The 14,761-nt window shown below is 46.0% G+C and carries 15 protein-coding genes; 9 read left to right on the top strand and 6 right to left on the bottom strand.

Annotated elements, in window-relative coordinates:
- Nucleotides 1-123 precede the first annotated feature (123 nt).
- Both ABIX36_RS05030 and folB read right to left on the bottom strand, forming a co-directional pair.
- Entirely contained in the window at nt 124-1,521 is a 1,398-nt protein-coding gene (locus tag ABIX36_RS05030; RefSeq protein ID WP_348081069.1) for an FAD-linked oxidase C-terminal domain-containing protein, read from the bottom strand.
- Nucleotides 1,511-1,888, bottom strand: coding sequence for a dihydroneopterin aldolase (gene folB / locus ABIX36_RS05025; protein WP_348081068.1), 378 nt, complete (start codon nt 1,886-1,888; stop codon nt 1,511-1,513). Before folB ends, ABIX36_RS05030 begins: the two co-directional genes overlap by 11 nt.
- Before the next feature lie 283 nt (nt 1,889-2,171).
- On the opposite strand from folB, the gene ABIX36_RS05020 reads away from it, so the two are divergent.
- Nucleotides 2,172-3,353, top strand: a complete 1,182-nt coding sequence (locus ABIX36_RS05020; RefSeq protein ID WP_348081067.1) for an acyl-CoA dehydrogenase family protein — start codon at nt 2,172-2,174, stop codon at nt 3,351-3,353.
- An 83-nt stretch (nt 3,354-3,436) separates the two neighbouring features.
- Nucleotides 3,437-5,575, top strand: coding sequence for a tetratricopeptide repeat-containing sensor histidine kinase (locus ABIX36_RS05015; protein ID WP_348081066.1), 2,139 nt, complete (start codon nt 3,437-3,439; stop codon nt 5,573-5,575).
- On the opposite strand, the gene ABIX36_RS05010 is transcribed toward ABIX36_RS05015, so the two are convergent.
- The gene (locus ABIX36_RS05010) at nt 5,543-6,895 is read right to left on the bottom strand and encodes a GH1 family beta-glucosidase (protein WP_348081065.1); all 1,353 of its coding nucleotides are present in this window, start codon (nt 6,893-6,895) and stop codon (nt 5,543-5,545) included. The two genes, ABIX36_RS05015 and ABIX36_RS05010, sit on opposite strands and share 33 nt — an antisense overlap.
- Before the next feature lie 414 nt (nt 6,896-7,309).
- On the opposite strand from ABIX36_RS05010, the gene ABIX36_RS05005 reads away from it, so the two are divergent.
- The 6 genes from ABIX36_RS05005 (at nt 7,310) to ABIX36_RS04980 (ending at nt 10,556) form a co-directional block, all read left to right on the top strand.
- On the top strand, nt 7,310-7,780 hold the full coding sequence (locus tag ABIX36_RS05005; RefSeq protein ID WP_348081064.1) for a DinB family protein: 471 nt from the start codon (nt 7,310-7,312) through the stop codon (nt 7,778-7,780).
- Nucleotides 7,777-8,187 (top strand): hypothetical protein, encoded by a 411-nt coding sequence (locus ABIX36_RS05000; protein WP_348081063.1) that lies wholly within the window; start codon nt 7,777-7,779, stop codon nt 8,185-8,187. The genes ABIX36_RS05005 and ABIX36_RS05000 overlap by 4 nt, the downstream gene beginning before the upstream one ends.
- Nucleotides 8,184-8,834 (top strand): SCO family protein, encoded by a 651-nt coding sequence (locus tag ABIX36_RS04995; RefSeq protein WP_348081062.1) that lies wholly within the window; start codon nt 8,184-8,186, stop codon nt 8,832-8,834. Before ABIX36_RS05000 ends, ABIX36_RS04995 begins: the two co-directional genes overlap by 4 nt.
- A complete protein-coding gene (locus ABIX36_RS04990; RefSeq protein WP_348081061.1) occupies nt 8,831-9,250 on the top strand; it encodes a cytochrome c in 420 nt (139 codons plus the stop codon). Before ABIX36_RS04995 ends, ABIX36_RS04990 begins: the two co-directional genes overlap by 4 nt.
- Nucleotides 9,251-9,373: 123 nt before the next feature.
- Complete coding sequence (locus tag ABIX36_RS04985; RefSeq protein ID WP_348081060.1) at nt 9,374-9,604, top strand: hypothetical protein; 231 nt, start codon at nt 9,374-9,376, stop codon at nt 9,602-9,604.
- Nucleotide 9,605: 1 nt separating this feature from the next.
- Complete coding sequence (locus tag ABIX36_RS04980; protein WP_348081059.1) at nt 9,606-10,556, top strand: aldo/keto reductase; 951 nt, start codon at nt 9,606-9,608, stop codon at nt 10,554-10,556.
- A gap of 74 nt (nt 10,557-10,630) precedes the next feature.
- On the opposite strand, the gene ABIX36_RS04975 is transcribed toward ABIX36_RS04980, so the two are convergent.
- Nucleotides 10,631-11,650 (bottom strand): hypothetical protein, encoded by a 1,020-nt coding sequence (locus tag ABIX36_RS04975; RefSeq protein ID WP_348081058.1) that lies wholly within the window; start codon nt 11,648-11,650, stop codon nt 10,631-10,633.
- Nucleotides 11,651-11,948: 298 nt separating this feature from the next.
- Here ABIX36_RS04975 and ABIX36_RS04970 point away from each other — a divergent pair, with 298 nt between their 5' ends.
- The gene (locus tag ABIX36_RS04970) at nt 11,949-13,247 is read left to right on the top strand and encodes a PQQ-dependent sugar dehydrogenase (protein WP_348081057.1); all 1,299 of its coding nucleotides are present in this window, start codon (nt 11,949-11,951) and stop codon (nt 13,245-13,247) included.
- 79 nt (nt 13,248-13,326) lie between these two features.
- Here ABIX36_RS04970 and ABIX36_RS04965 read toward each other — a convergent pair whose 3' ends face one another.
- Both ABIX36_RS04965 and ABIX36_RS04960 read right to left on the bottom strand, forming a co-directional pair.
- Nucleotides 13,327-13,845 carry a hypothetical protein gene (locus ABIX36_RS04965; RefSeq protein WP_348081056.1) on the bottom strand — a complete coding sequence of 173 codons (519 nt, stop codon included), beginning with the start codon at nt 13,843-13,845 and terminating at the stop codon, nt 13,327-13,329.
- A gap of 453 nt (nt 13,846-14,298) precedes the next feature.
- Entirely contained in the window at nt 14,299-14,544 is a 246-nt protein-coding gene (locus ABIX36_RS04960; protein WP_348081055.1) for a hypothetical protein, read from the bottom strand.
- Nucleotides 14,545-14,761 lie beyond the last annotated feature (217 nt).

Below are 14,761 nucleotides of genomic sequence, written 5' to 3'. Positions count from 1 at the left end.
AATAATGCGCTTCATTTGCACATTTAAAATCTAAAATATCTTTCCGCAGTCACTCGGCTGGAGCGGAGCGACTGCGATGTGTTGAGCTTCATCTACACATCTGAAATTTGCACATCTGCATATCTAAAAAATCTTCCCCGGGTTCAATATCCCATTAGGGTCAAAAACAGACTTAATACCTTTCCAGATAGCGAAATGTACTGGCGTGTACTTCAGCGGCATAAATTCTTTTTGTACCACACCGATGCCATGCTCGCCGGAGATGGTGCCGCCGAGGCTAACGGTAAGTTCAAATATTTCGGTGATGCCGTCTTTTAATTTATTATTCCAGTCCTCATCACTCATGCCGGCTTTAATAATGTTCACGTGCAGGTTACCATCGCCGCAGTGGCCATAGCAAACCGAAGCAAAGCCATATTTACTGCCTATTTCTTTAATCCCGTTGATAAGTTTTGGCAAGGCTGCACGCGGCACTACGGTATCTTCCTCCTTATATATCGAGTTTGATTTTACCGAAACCGCCATAGTGCGGCGGATCCGCCAGATCTCTTCTTTTTGTGCCGAGGTATCGGCAAACAGCACATCGCGGCAATTATGAGCCTCTAAAACTTCGTTTATCTTCTCGCAATCGGCAAATATCACATCCTGGTTAGTGCCGTCGGCTTCTATCAACAGAAAAGCTTCTGCGCCATCATGTAGGTCGAAGGCCAGTCCATCATGCTCAATCACCCATTCTATCCCTTTTCGCTCCATAAATTCCAGCGCAGATGGCACCACCCCTGCCCTGAATATCGCCGAAACAGCGGCACAGGCGTCCTCGTTAGAATTAAAGGAAGCCAGCATCAAAGCATCCAAAGTGGGTTTGGGGATCAGTTTGGTCACTATTTTAGTAACAATACCTAAGGTACCTTCGCTGCCGATGAGTAATTGGGTAAGGTTGTAACCCGATGCATATTTGAGCGTATTGGCGCCTGTCCAGATCACCTCGCCGGTGGGCAGCACCACTTCCATATTCAACACATATTCGCGGATGGTGCCGTACTTCACCACCCTGGGGCCACCGCTGCAATTAGCCACGTTGCCACCAATAAAACAGCTGCCTTTACTGGCCGGATCTACCGGGTAAAGCAAACCTTTTTCCGCAGCGGTATTTATGAAAATCTCGGTAATAACGCCCGGCTCTACGGTTGCCTGCAGGTTCAACTCGTCAATATCAAGGATCTGGTTAAAACGCTCCATAGATATCATCAGCCCACCATGAATCGCCAGTGCGCCGCCTGCCAAACCTGTACCTGCCCCGCGCGGCGTAACCGGGATCAGGTTCTGGTTACAAAACCGCATTAAAGCGGCAACTTCGGCGGTATCCTTTGGTTTGGCCACTACTTCGGGATAGTACACCAGGTCCTCAGTCTCGTCGTGGCTGTAATCCGCGATGGCTGCCGGTGTGCTTAATACAGCATCCACGCCAACAATATTGGTTATGGCGGCAAGCAGTTCCGCGTTTATCTTATTAAAGGCCATTTTTCGCTTTATCTTTATTATAACTAATGCTCACTACCGAATTTTGAACCGGGCCACCCAAAGCCGGGTTCGCCTTTTTTATGGTGACGGATGCTATTTTCACATAGTCGTACTTACCTGTTATGCCATCAATAATACCCTGTGCCACGGTTTCTATGAGTTTGCGGGTATGCTGCATTTCGGTTTTGGCAATGAGGTATAGCTCCTCGTAATTCACCGTATTGGCAATTTTATCATCGTTAAAATCGTAGGCGTTCTCAAAAACCACCTCAATATCCACCACAAAACGGGTTCCTAAAAGCTGCTCCTGTGGGTAAAACCCGTGGTATGCAAAAAACTCCGCGCCCTGTAAAGCCACTTTTACCATAAGCCAAAAGTAATGGATTATTTGATAAAACGAGCCGCCAATAAGCGCGTAAAGCCTCACCCTGCCCTCTCCAAAGGAGAGGGTTCCATTGTTTTTTCAAGTCCTCGCCTTTGGAGAGGATTTAGGTGAGGCTTCCCAAAAATATTTTTCAGCCAAAAACTATGTTTAAACCATCTAAACCTACTTTTTGCAATAAAGTGCCTTCATCCTATTAAAAACAACGATTTTACGTTATTTAAACCCTCCCCAAAAACCTATATTTGGCCAACCAATACATACTACCATGGCCAAAACCGACCTGTACGAAGCACCGGATTACTACCAGATTGACGAGTTTTTATCAGAAGAACATAAACTCATTCGCCAAACCGTACGCGACTGGGTGAAGAAAGAAGTAAGCCCCATAATTGAGGATTACGCGCAGAAAGCCGAGTTCCCGAAACAGCTTTTGAAGGGGCTTGCGGAGATCGGTGCCTTTGGTCCTACCATCCCGATGGAATACGGCGGCATGGGTCTGGATTACATGGCCTACGGCATTATTATGCAGGAGATAGAACGCGGCGACTCGGGCATCAGGTCTACGGCCTCGGTACAGGGTTCATTGGTGATGTATCCGATAAACGCTTATGGCTCTGAAGAACAAAAACAAAAGTACCTACCCAAACTGGCTTCGGGCGAATTGATGGGCTGTTTCGGCTTGACTGAACCTGACCATGGCAGCAACCCCAGTGGCATGGTGACCAATATAAAAGATAAAGGCGACCATTATTTATTAAACGGCGCAAAAATGTGGATTTCCAACTCCCCTTTCGCGGATATTGCCATTGTATGGGCAAAGGACGAAGAAGGTAAGATCCGCGGACTGATAGTAGAGCGCGGTATGGAAGGCTTCAGCACCCCCGAAACACACAACAAATGGAGTTTAAGGGCTTCAGCCACCGGTGAACTGGTTTTTGATAATGTAAAAGTTCCAAAGGAAAACCTGCTACCGAATGTAACGGGGCTAAAAGGTCCGCTTGGCTGCCTTAACCAGGCGCGTTACGGTATTGCCTGGGGGGCGCTTGGCGCGGCTATGGATTGCTATGACACCGCTTTGCGTTATTCAAAAGAGCGCGTGCAATTTGGCCGGCCGATAGCAGGCTTTCAGCTGCAGCAGAAAAAATTAGCCGAAATGATAACCGAAATAACCAAAGGGCAACTATTGGTTTGGCGCCTGGCACTCTTAAAGAACGAGAACCGTGCTACCCCCGCCCAAATATCCATGGCTAAGCGTAACAGCGTGGAAATTGCCATTAATATTGCCCGTGAGGCCCGCCAGATGCTTGGTGGTATGGGCATTACCGGCGAGTACCCCATAATGCGCCACATGATGAATTTAGAATCGGTAATTACGTATGAGGGCACACATGATATTCATTTGCTGATAACCGGCATGGACGTTACCGGAGAAAACGCTTTTAGTTAATTATTTTAGGTTGATTGATAGCTAAAATATTGTGCCGAATATTATATTTGTTGGTGAGTGTTTAACTTACCCTAAAAACATTGATGCACGAAATAAAGTATTCTGCAAGGAAACTCCTAAACGGTAATTGGTGGCTTTTTTTATTAACGCTTACGATAGTATCGTGCGGAGAAAAAAAGGCTGTCGATGATGGGAATTATTCTGAAGAATATTTGACGGTACAAGCCAAAGCCGACAAAATTTGGGGCCTCAGAAACAGCGAAGCGGCTGTTCATTTTATGGATTCGGCCTTTAGACGCCTGCCCAACGCTACCAATAATGATCGTTTCCGCTTTTATGCATTCCATTATGTGCATTACCAAAAATTAAAACACAATTACGATACCGCCCTGCTTTATGCTGACAGTATGGTTGCCATCGCCAAAAACAGCGTAAACCCAAAGCAATATTCTATGAACTACGCCGAGGCTAACTTTGCCCGTGGCGACGCATATTTTGAACTGAAACAATACAACGATGCTTATCAAAGTTATTATCAGGGCTATCTCACCGGTAAAAACTACCTGAATTTAGCGGCCCTTGGCGATTACACCTACCGTATGGGTATGATCATGTACAAAAAAGGGCATTATAAATTGGCGGCTAACTATTTTAAAGATAGTTACAAGCAAAATAAAGTTGAAAATTATACCCTTAATAAAGATTTTGTAAGCTTTTACCGCAGGCAGGAATTATTAGATAATGTGGGCCTGAGCTACCGCCACAATGCCGATAACGACAGCGCCATTGTTTATTTCGACAAAGCGTTGGCGCTCATCAACAGCAGTGCACCAGCCTTCCCGGACAGGAAACTGCACCTTGAGATGGCACGCGGCGTGGTGTATGGTAACAAAGCGGAAGTTTATATTCAAAAAGGCGATACCGCTACGGCTATGAGTTTATTGCGGAAAAGTATTGCCATTAACCTGCAACCACGGTATGATAATGTAGACGCGGAGCTAACCGAAGTAAAGCTGGGCAATTTATACTTGAAAATGAATCAGCAGGATTCGCTTAAAATCCTGCTCGGCAACTTACGCAACCAGCTGGATACCATAAAAAACGCGGATGCGGAGGCAGATTACAACCGCCTATTGGGTAATTACTACATCAAGAAGAACGACCTGCGCAAGGGGATAGCCTACATACAGCGCTATAACTTGTTAAAAGATTCGATAACAGCGCGTGCCAGCCTGCTCATGGAAAGCGATGTGAACCAACAGCTGGCTAATTACGAAAAGCAGCACGAGATAGATACGCTGAGTAATGACAACAAGCTACAGGCCATCTACCTATATGTTATAGGCCTGGTAGCCATATTGGCTTCCGTTATCATTTTCCTGGTGTTTAGAAACTGGCGGCGCTCTAAAAAAGATGTGCTGACCGTAAACATCCTCAACCAGCAAATAAACGAGCAGAACCACGTGCTGGAAAACGCGCTGAACGAATTGAATACCAGCAGCCAGGAGAAAGACCGTATTTTACGTACCGTAGCACACGACCTGCGAAACCCTATCGGCGGCATAGCTTCGTTAACCGCGATGATGGCCGAAGACGATTACACCGACGATCAGAAAGAGCTGATCAACCTGGTAAAGGAAACATCGGTAAACTCGCTGGAACTTATTAACGAGATCTTGGAGGCTACCAACATCGCTTCGGTAAAATTAAATTTAGAGCCGGTTGAAATAAACTCGCTGGTAAGCAACAGCGTGGAACTGTTACGGTTTAAAGCGGCAGAAAAGGGCCAAAAAATCATATTAGAAACGCTGAGCAAACAACAGGAACTGGTGATAAGCCGGGAGAAGATTTGGCGGGTAATTAGCAACCTTATCAGCAACGCTATAAAATTCAGCCCAACCGGCGAGTCAATCAACGTAAAGGTTGCTACAACTGAGGAAGAGGTGATAGTATCTGTAAAAGACAACGGAATAGGCATTCCGGATAAACTTAAAGACCAGGTGTTTAATATGTTCACCAGCGCGCAACGACCGGGCACCGACGGTGAAAAATCTTTCGGATTAGGTTTATCAATTTGCCGCCAGATAGTGGAGAAACACAACGGCAAAATTTGGTTTGAGAACAACGAAACTAACGGCTCTACGTTTTTTGTAAGCTTTCCTGCCCCCGATCTGAGCATTAAAAATGAGCTACCCGAGCAGGTTAGCGTACCATTGACCTGATGCTTTTACAATGCGTTTCTGCGTGTCGAAATCAACATGTATCAGTCCAAATCTTGGGTGATAGCCTTCCGCCCATTCAAAATTATCGGTTAAGGTCCATACAAAATAGCCAAATACCTTGCAGCCCTCCTGTTTTGCTTTTAAAACCTGTTGGATATGGTTTTGCAGGTAGGTTACGCGTTTGGGGTCGTCAACCGTGTCACCTGTAACCACGTCCGGGAAGGCCGCGCCATTTTCGGTAACGATGATCTTTTTTATCTGCGGATAGCTATCATACTTTTTCAGCATGTGGTAAATGGCAGGCGGGTGCACCTCCCATTTCATATCGGTGAGCTCTACGTCGCGTTTTTCGGCTTTAACCAATATCGCGCCAATGTAGGGCGTAAAAAAGGAGTATTTAACAATTTCGCGGGTATAATTCTGCAGCCCTATAAAATCGAAATCGAAACGCATATTATCCTCATCGCCCGGCTTAAAATACTTCTGAATTCCCTTTATTGCAGCAACTTCTATTGGGTAGCCCAAACCCAATATTGGCTCCAGGAATAATCTGTTTATCAACGCGTCGGCACGTTTGGCAGCCGCGATATCTTTGGGTCTGTCCGAATAAGGTTCTATATGCGAGCAGGAGAACGTAGTACCCAAATGCACATCCGGGAGCGTCTTACGCATTAGCTTCGCGCCTGCTACCAGGCTTAATACCACATGGTGCACGGCGGGCAGGAAATTCCGCAGGCCCATTCTCCCGGGGGCGTGGATCCCCAAAAAGTAGCCGGCACCTGTAAAAACAGCGGGCTCGTTCATCACCATCCAGTTTTTCACGCGGTCGCCAAAAGCATCGGCACAAATTTGTACATAGTTGGTAAACCAGCCAATGATATCGCGGTTTGTCCAGCCGCCTTTGTCTTCTAAAGCCTGCGGCAGGTCCCAATGATAAATGGTGAGCCAGGGTTCAACACCCTGCGAAATACAATAATCTATTACTTTATTATAGTGATCTATCCCCGCCTGGTTTACTTCGCCCTCACCTTTTGGTAAAATGCGCGGCCAGGCGATGGAAAAACGAAAATTTGGGATGTTCAGCTTTTTTACGAGGTCGATATCCTCGCGGTAGTTATTATAAAAATCGCAGGCGGTGGTGGGTTTATCACCGTTAAGTATCTTACCTTTTTTGGAGGTAAAAGTGTCCCAGATAGACGTTCCTTTTCCGTCGGCACCGCAAGAGCCCTCTATTTGGAGGGCGGCGGTAGATACCCCCCAGGCAAAATCATTGCCAAAAAGTTTTTTATCGAGTTCTTGTCCTGCTTGTTCAGATGCCATTAATTTGAGCTAATGCGAGGCCCAAAATGTACATTATAATTGTATAAACGAAACGCTTTCGTAAAAATTAGTGCTTGAAAGATGAGCGCATGCTTTTTAAAAACAGGTATTCGCGTATATCGTTAATGATGGCGGTTAGTCTGCTGAAGATTTTCATTGTCGCGGTGTTTTATTGTTTATGCTAATGTATGGGGAGTATGTGTGCTTAAGGTGTTGTTTATGTTATGATTAGGTTAAGAGGCAAATACTCCAAAACATCCAATATCGAATGGGTATTATGGAATGAGGAATTAAAAACCTACATCCCGCGTTCAAAATACATTACGTGTTATTATCCTTTACTTTCTTTATTTCTCTGTAATATTTACCCTCCCCTGTTAAAATTTCCACTAACCGTTATGTATTTTTGCCCAGATGAAAAACTATTTTATCCGCCTGTTTAATTACGATGCCCATGCAAACCGGCAGATGAACGGGCTGATAACGCAGTTTGGCGATCTGGAAAAATCCCGCGGATGGATGGCGCATTTGTTAGCCGCACAACAAATTTGGCTTCTGCGCTGTAAAAACCTGCCCGCACCCGGCGGCCCGCTCTGGCCAGATAACAGCACCGAAGAAATGGCTGGCTTTATTACAGCCAACCATGCTGATTGGCTCAGCTACCTGGAAACCTTGCAGCCCGACGACTTCGACCGTATTATCACTTATAAAACCTTAAAAGGCGATAATTTTGAAAACACGCTGAGCGATATACTGGCTCATGTGATTAACCATGGTACGCATCACCGCGCGCAAATTGGGCAACACCTAAAGCAAGCCGGGGCCACCCTGCCTGCTACCGATTATATACTATACGTACGAGATTTAGAAAAAACCACATCATGAAAAAATTATTTGCCGCAGCAATTTTAACCATGCTATTTTTTAGCTGCGCCGATCCTCAAAAACAAGAAAAGGAACTGCTTGACCAGGTGATAGCCAAACATGATAGCGTAATGGCAAAAAACGAGCAGGTGGAGAGGGCGAAGATTCAATTGGATACCCTGCTTAAAACGGAGGTCCTGGCTAATAACGACAGCACTGCAACCAAATTGATAAAAGGACAGGAGGAAACCATGGAAAAAATGGAGGATTGGATGCATAAGTTTGATGCCGAGAACAAAGGCAAATCTCATGATGAAATTATGGCCTACCTGACCGACCAGAAAAAACAGATAGAAGCTATCGACAAAGATTTTGACGCGGTAATCACCGCCACCAACAACTATAAAAAATCGCTGATAAAAAAATGAGGAAACTGGCTACGCTGATTGGCGTGATATTACTTTATGCGGCTTGTAAAAGTGACGACAAGCAGGCAACCCTGCCTATTTACGGCAACCGGGACACCAAAACTATCACCAAAGATGGCAAACAAGTGGTAGATACAATCTATCAAACAATCCCGGCATTTAAGTTTGTGAACCAGTATGGTGATAGCGTTACCCAAAACAGCCTGAAGGGTGATATTTATGTAGCCGATTTCTTTTTCACCACCTGCCCTTCTATCTGCCCAATTATGCACCGCAATATGCTGAAGGTATATAACGAGTTTAAAAACGTTAGCGACTTTAAGATCATATCACACAGTATCGACCCTAAGCACGATAGTGTGCCCGTACTAAAAAAATATGCCGATGGCCTGGGTATCAGCGGCAATAGCTGGTGGCTGCTACAAGGCAAAAAAGACGATACATACAACCTCGCCAGCAGTTACCTGGTGCGCCGCCCCGAAGAAAGCGCTAAGGAGTTGTTTATACACGATGGTTATTTTGTGCTGATAGACAAGCAACAACATATCCGCGGCAGCTACGATGGTACCGACGAAAAAGATGTTGCCCGGATGATAGGCGATATTAAGATCCTCCGTGCCGAAACCAACACCCAAATTGCCCAATGAAGTTTAAAATAATTGCCGGTCTCGTTTTAGTGCTTTCGGTAATTATTGCCTCTTGCGGCAGCCAGGAGGATATGGAATTTAAGCGCTACTATTTAGGCGGCGAACAGCTTTACAAACAAAGATGCCAAAACTGCCACGGCACTAACGGCGAAGGATTATCAAACCTTATCCCGCCGCTAACCGATAGCACATTCCTCAAAACAAACAAAAAACAACTGGCCTGCATTGTAAATAACGGGCTTAAAGGCGCTATACAAGTGATACACGGTAAAAGCTTTGTGGGCGATATGCCCGCCAACGATATGTCGCCGGTGGATATTGCCCGCGTTCTCACCTACGTTACCAATTCATTCGGTAATAAAATGGGCACGGTTACATCCGAAGATGTGGCGAAGGACTTAAAGGATTGTAAGTAAGGGGGAATAAACACGGCGGAGTGCTTAACTCTACTAAACTATCCGCCAAATACTTAGCTCAAACCACAATCCATATTCAAACACAAACTGCTACCCATTGTTGAATAATAAAACATACATATTATGCAACAACAATTTGACGCGATGCTTACCGGTTCGGACAGTGAAGTGAACGGTATTGCAACCCGCCTGGATAGTGGCGCTTATGAATTTAATTCGCTGGATGGCAGCCTGCAACTCATCATCGCCCGTAATGCCGATGGTAAATGGGAGCGCCTTGCGGGTACCGAGCCATACTTTGGCGGATGGATAGACGAATTTGCGGAGCAAATTCCTGCCGCTATAGATATTTAATATGGAAAAAAGAGAATTAGGAAGATCGGGGTTAATTGTACACCCTTTTGTTTTCGGTGGTAACGTTTTCGGTTGGACGGCGGACGAGAAAACCTCCTTTGGCCTGCTGGACGCCTTTGTAGATAGCGGCTTTAATTTTGTAGATACTGCTGATGTTTACTCCAAATGGGCACCCGGCCATACCGGCGGCGAATCGGAAACCATTATAGGCAACTGGCTGAAACAGGGCGGCAAGCGCGATCAGATAATCCTCGCAACAAAAGTGGGTAAACCAATGGGGGAAGGTAAAACCGGGTTATCCAAAGCGTACATCACCAAAGCGGTAGAAGATTCCCTTAAGAGACTTCAAACCGACTATATCGACCTCTACCAATCGCACGAAGACGACGCCAATACGCCATTGGAGGAAACCCTTGCAACCTTTACAGACTTGATCAAACAGGGAAAAGTAAGGGCGATAGGTGCCTCTAACTATGGCGCTGTCCGCCTGCGCGAAGCCTTACAGGTGAGTAAGGAAAACGGCTTCGCCCGTTACGAAAGCCTGCAGCCAGAGTATAATTTATACGCCAGGGAAGATTACGAACACCAGTACGAATCGCTTTGCAGAGAAAACAACCTCGGTGTTATCACCTACTTTTCGCTGGCCAGCGGCTTCCTCACCGGCAAATACCGCTCAGAGGCCGATCTGAATAAAAGTCAGCGTGGCGGCGGCATTAAAAAGTATTTGAACGGGCGGGGCTATAAGATTTTGGCTGCTCTGGACAAAGTTGCCGGCGAATACAACGCCAACCCTGCTGCTGTGGCAATTGCATGGGTTATGGCAAGGCCGGGCATTACCGGGCCAATTGCCAGCGCAACCAGCATACTGCAGTTAAAGGAAATTGCGAAAGCCGCCGAACTTACCCTCAGCCCCGATGCGATTGAACTGCTCACCACTGCCAGCAGCTACTAAAAAATAAAACAAAAAAAGAAGCCTCCCGGATATCGGGAGGCTTCTGCATTTATATATATTGGGGATGTAATTGCTTAGAATCTGGCCGGGCGCATAAAGCCGCTTTGCCTTACCATGTGGCCACCGTTGTTTTGGGCTACCTGCCCGCTACCACCGTTACCCCTGTCTTGTCCGCCGCCACCGTTACCTCTGTCGCGTCCACCGCCATTTTGGTTACCACCGCCGTTTCCGTGTTGGCCACCGTTGTTGGTAGGTTGCGAAGGCTGTTGCTGCTGGCCACCACCGTTTTGTCCACCCCAGCCGCTGTGTTGGCCGCCCTGGTTTCCACCACCGTTAGATGGCTGCTGTGGTTGTTGCCCGCCACCATTTTGACCACCCCAGCCACCACGGCCACCTCCCTGGTTTCCACCACTGTTAGATGGTTGCTGTGGCTGTTGCCCGCCACCATTTTGACCACCCCAGCCCCCACGGCCACCGCCCTGGTTTCTACCGCCATTAGATGGTTGCTGTGGTTGTTGCCCGCCACCATTTTGACCACCCCATCCGCCACGGCCACCGCCTTGGTTTCTGTTTGGCTGGCTATAGCCACCACGGCCACGGTCATCTCTATCACGTTGGCCGTAGCTTCCTTGGTTATTGTTCCGGCCCCATTGGCCGTTGTTGCTATTGCCTCGGTTGGCATAAGTATTATCTCTTCTGTTCCAGTCGCCACGGTTAGCATTACCTCCCCAACGGCCACGGTAAACATCGTGGTTCATATACGGCCTGCGGCCACGTACTTCAAACCTGCGGGCATTGCGCCAGTCGTAGTTGCGGTAAGCGCCCGGTAAATATTGTGCCCTTATCCAGCGGCCACCATCGTTATAAAAGTAGCATTGTAAAGGTATGCTGTAGTAGGCTTCTACCTCGGGTAAGTAATAGTAATCGTCGCTGTCGTCGAAGTCGTCGTTATAAATAACTTCGGGCTGTGGCGCAGGCACATATACATGCCTTACGGGGACGTTAAAGCCAATATGTACCGATATTTGTGCCTGGGCTTTGTTAGCAAACAACCCGGCTAAAACCATTGCGGACAATAAATATATCTTTTTCATTTCGTTTCAAATTTTATACATCTATGACGACTTCTGTAAACGAAAGTTTAATGCGCGATAGCAATAATATCACAGCACAATATTAAAACAGAATATAATTCTTTTAAATAATAAAAAATAAGAACTATATTTTTATTAATCAAAGTTAATAACGGTTTAGCAAATAAAGATTTCTTTCTACGCGATAAAAAATATTCTGCCCAATTCGGTAAAAGTATGGTGATTATTCCCTGCTGAAGCCAAACAGATTTCCGTATGTAGGGTATTATCAGTTAATTTGAGCATCAACACATTCACCATGAAGAATATAAGACAACTACACATTTTGCCTATGCTCGCCATGGCTTGCCTTGGCTTTTTATTTACGGCTTGCAACAGCGATAAAACCAAAACGGCCCAAACCGATAGCACCGCTACCGATTCTTCGGGTGCAGGCTTAACTCTTCCCGCGGGCTTCAGCGCGGCGGTTATCGCTAAAGATCTGGGCAGCGTTAGGCACATTTCCATTACGCCGCAGGGAGGCATCTATGTAAAACATAAAAGCGCTGGTGGCAACGCGGGCATTTTGTATTTAACCGAAGCTAATGGCACCGCTACGGTAAAAACATCTTTCGGCACTTTTGATGGTACGGGGATCTATGTAAAGAACGGCTACCTGTACGCTTCCTCGGATGAGGAGGTTTTCCGTTTTAAACTGAATGCCAATAACGAGGTAGAAAGCCCGGATAAGCCTGAGAAAATTGTAACGGGCTTAATATCACGTAACGAGCATGAAGCAAAGGCAATCTTACTGGATGATGCCGGCAATTTATACGTAAACATTGGCGCTTACTCAAACTCCTGCCAGGTAAAAGACCGCGAAAAGGGTTCGATGGGCCAGCCCGGTTGCCCTATTTTAGATTCGGCGGGCGGTATATGGCAATTTAAGGCCGATAAGCTAAACCAAACTTATAAAGATGGCATTCGCTATGCTACCGGCCTGCGCAACGTTGTGGGTATGGACTGGAATAAAATCAGCAACCTACTATTTGTAATGCAGCACGGCCGCGACCAATTGCACGACATTTTCCCCGATATGTATACCGAAAAACAGTCAGCCATATTACCTGCAGAGTGTATGTTTGCTATCAACAAAGGAGACAACGCCGGATGGCCGTACGTATATTACGACCAGGAACAAAAGAAAAAAATTGTAATGCCAGAGTATGGTGGAGATGGCAAGAAAGAAGGCGACAGCAAATACCTGGAACCGGCTGCAGCATTCCCGGGCCACCTTGCCCCTAACGGCTTGTTATTTTATACCGGCAGCCAGTTTCCCGAGAAATATAAGAACGGTGCATTCATCGCTTTCCACGGTTCATGGAACCGCGCACCGGAGCCACAGGCAGGTTATTTTGTAGTTTTCCAACCCTTGAAAAACGGCAAAGCAGATGGTCCAATGGAAGTATTTGCTGATGGTTTTTCAGGTTCGGCAGAAAACACCGCCAAAGGCAGCGCTACACATCGCCCCTGCGGCCTCGCCCAGGGCCCCGATGGCTCGCTATATGTAACGGATGATGTAAAAGGAAATATTTATAAGATAAGCTATAAAAAATAAGGGAAGTAACGGTTGCAATAACAGTAGCTATGCCATATAAGCAAGAGGGGCTGACTTAAATAAGTCCGCCCCTCTCCTTTTATCCGCTCAGCGTATATTGATATGCGAAGCTTTGTTGCATCTTCTCCTTAACACGGTCGACCGCTTCTTCGCTGTTATCGCGCTGTTCTTTTGTAGTTGCTTCCATATAAGCGCTACGGTAAGCTTCCAATGCTTTGGCGTACTGGCGGCTTTTTTCGGCGTAGAGCCCCAATAATTCGTGAATCTCCGAAATGTGTACACCGGGTGTTGTTAATGCCTTTGCAGAAACCACCTCCACCTGCATGGCCATGTTAAGAAATACCACCAGGCTTAGGTATTCAAAATAATTATCAGGGAATAAGGGCTCCAGTTCCATACAGGTTTTAAAATGGTAACCTGCGCTTTGGTAGTCCTTTAGGTCGCGATAGTATATTTTACCTATTTGGTAATGTGCACGTGCATAAAATGGGTCGTCGGCAATAATGGCGCTAAGCATCTTAAGCCCCTTCGGCGTGTTGAAGTATAGCTTATCAACCGCATGTAAATACTTCTCTTCGATAGTATAATATGTGTTCATAAAAATGAAATATGTATTCCGAGGGCATAGGCCTTCAGGTGTTGTGTTCGATAAAAATTAATTATTGTTTCGGTAGTAGGTCCGAATAACTATGAAGAGAAATGTATCCTTGATGCAAAGCTCTCCTGCTGCGTGCCCAGGGGCCGCATATAGGTGGTGGAGTAAACTTTATTTAATAGCATCTTTTATTATTTGTGGCGAAAGTACAGAAGATGAAGGATATAAGCAAATCCAATTTTACACGATTAAAGGATTTGAAGATTAACACGATAAATATCAAATATAAGAGGGCGAAGGATACACGGTTTCAAATGACGGATGCAACCAATCCGTCATACCGTTTATTTCGGCGCCCATACGCAAAGTAGCGAGCTATGCTAATCACCATGCATTGTGGTTACCTGCCTCGTGGGGTCTCGAAACAAGTTCGGGATGACGCGGGAAAGGTATGCATTACGCCGCCATCCGGTTTACTTTCACAACCTCTATCATGTAGTTGTTCATCAGTTCGTATTCGGATATGATCACGCTGAAATCTTCAAAACGGAGGCCATCTTCAAAAGCGAACAGGGTATAACCGCGTTTGTTGCCGTCATACTCACCCAACTCGTATACTTCATCGTAATTTTTGCTTTTTATTTTTGCGCCGCTTACCAGCTGGTAAGAATCGGATATGTTTTGGAATGTAATGTTCTTCATAGCACCAATGGCTATGCAATTACTTTGCCAAATTTTTCCAGGACACTCCTTCCCCTGTTACACCGACGAAAATCGGTAGCCGCGACCGGCTTGTGACCCGTCCTGAAATAACTATACACTAAAAAAAGGTGTATGAAAATAGAGGATGAAGATTTAATAAGATCGGGTCGGCTCTTCGCAGGGGTTCATTTCCCGAAGGGTTTACGGGAAGAGCTGA

It is taken from the genome of Mucilaginibacter sp. (genome assembly GCF_039925265.1).
In the GTDB taxonomy this organism is placed as follows: domain Bacteria; phylum Bacteroidota; class Bacteroidia; order Sphingobacteriales; family Sphingobacteriaceae; genus Mucilaginibacter.
This window is presented reverse-complemented; position numbering and strand designations above follow the sequence as displayed.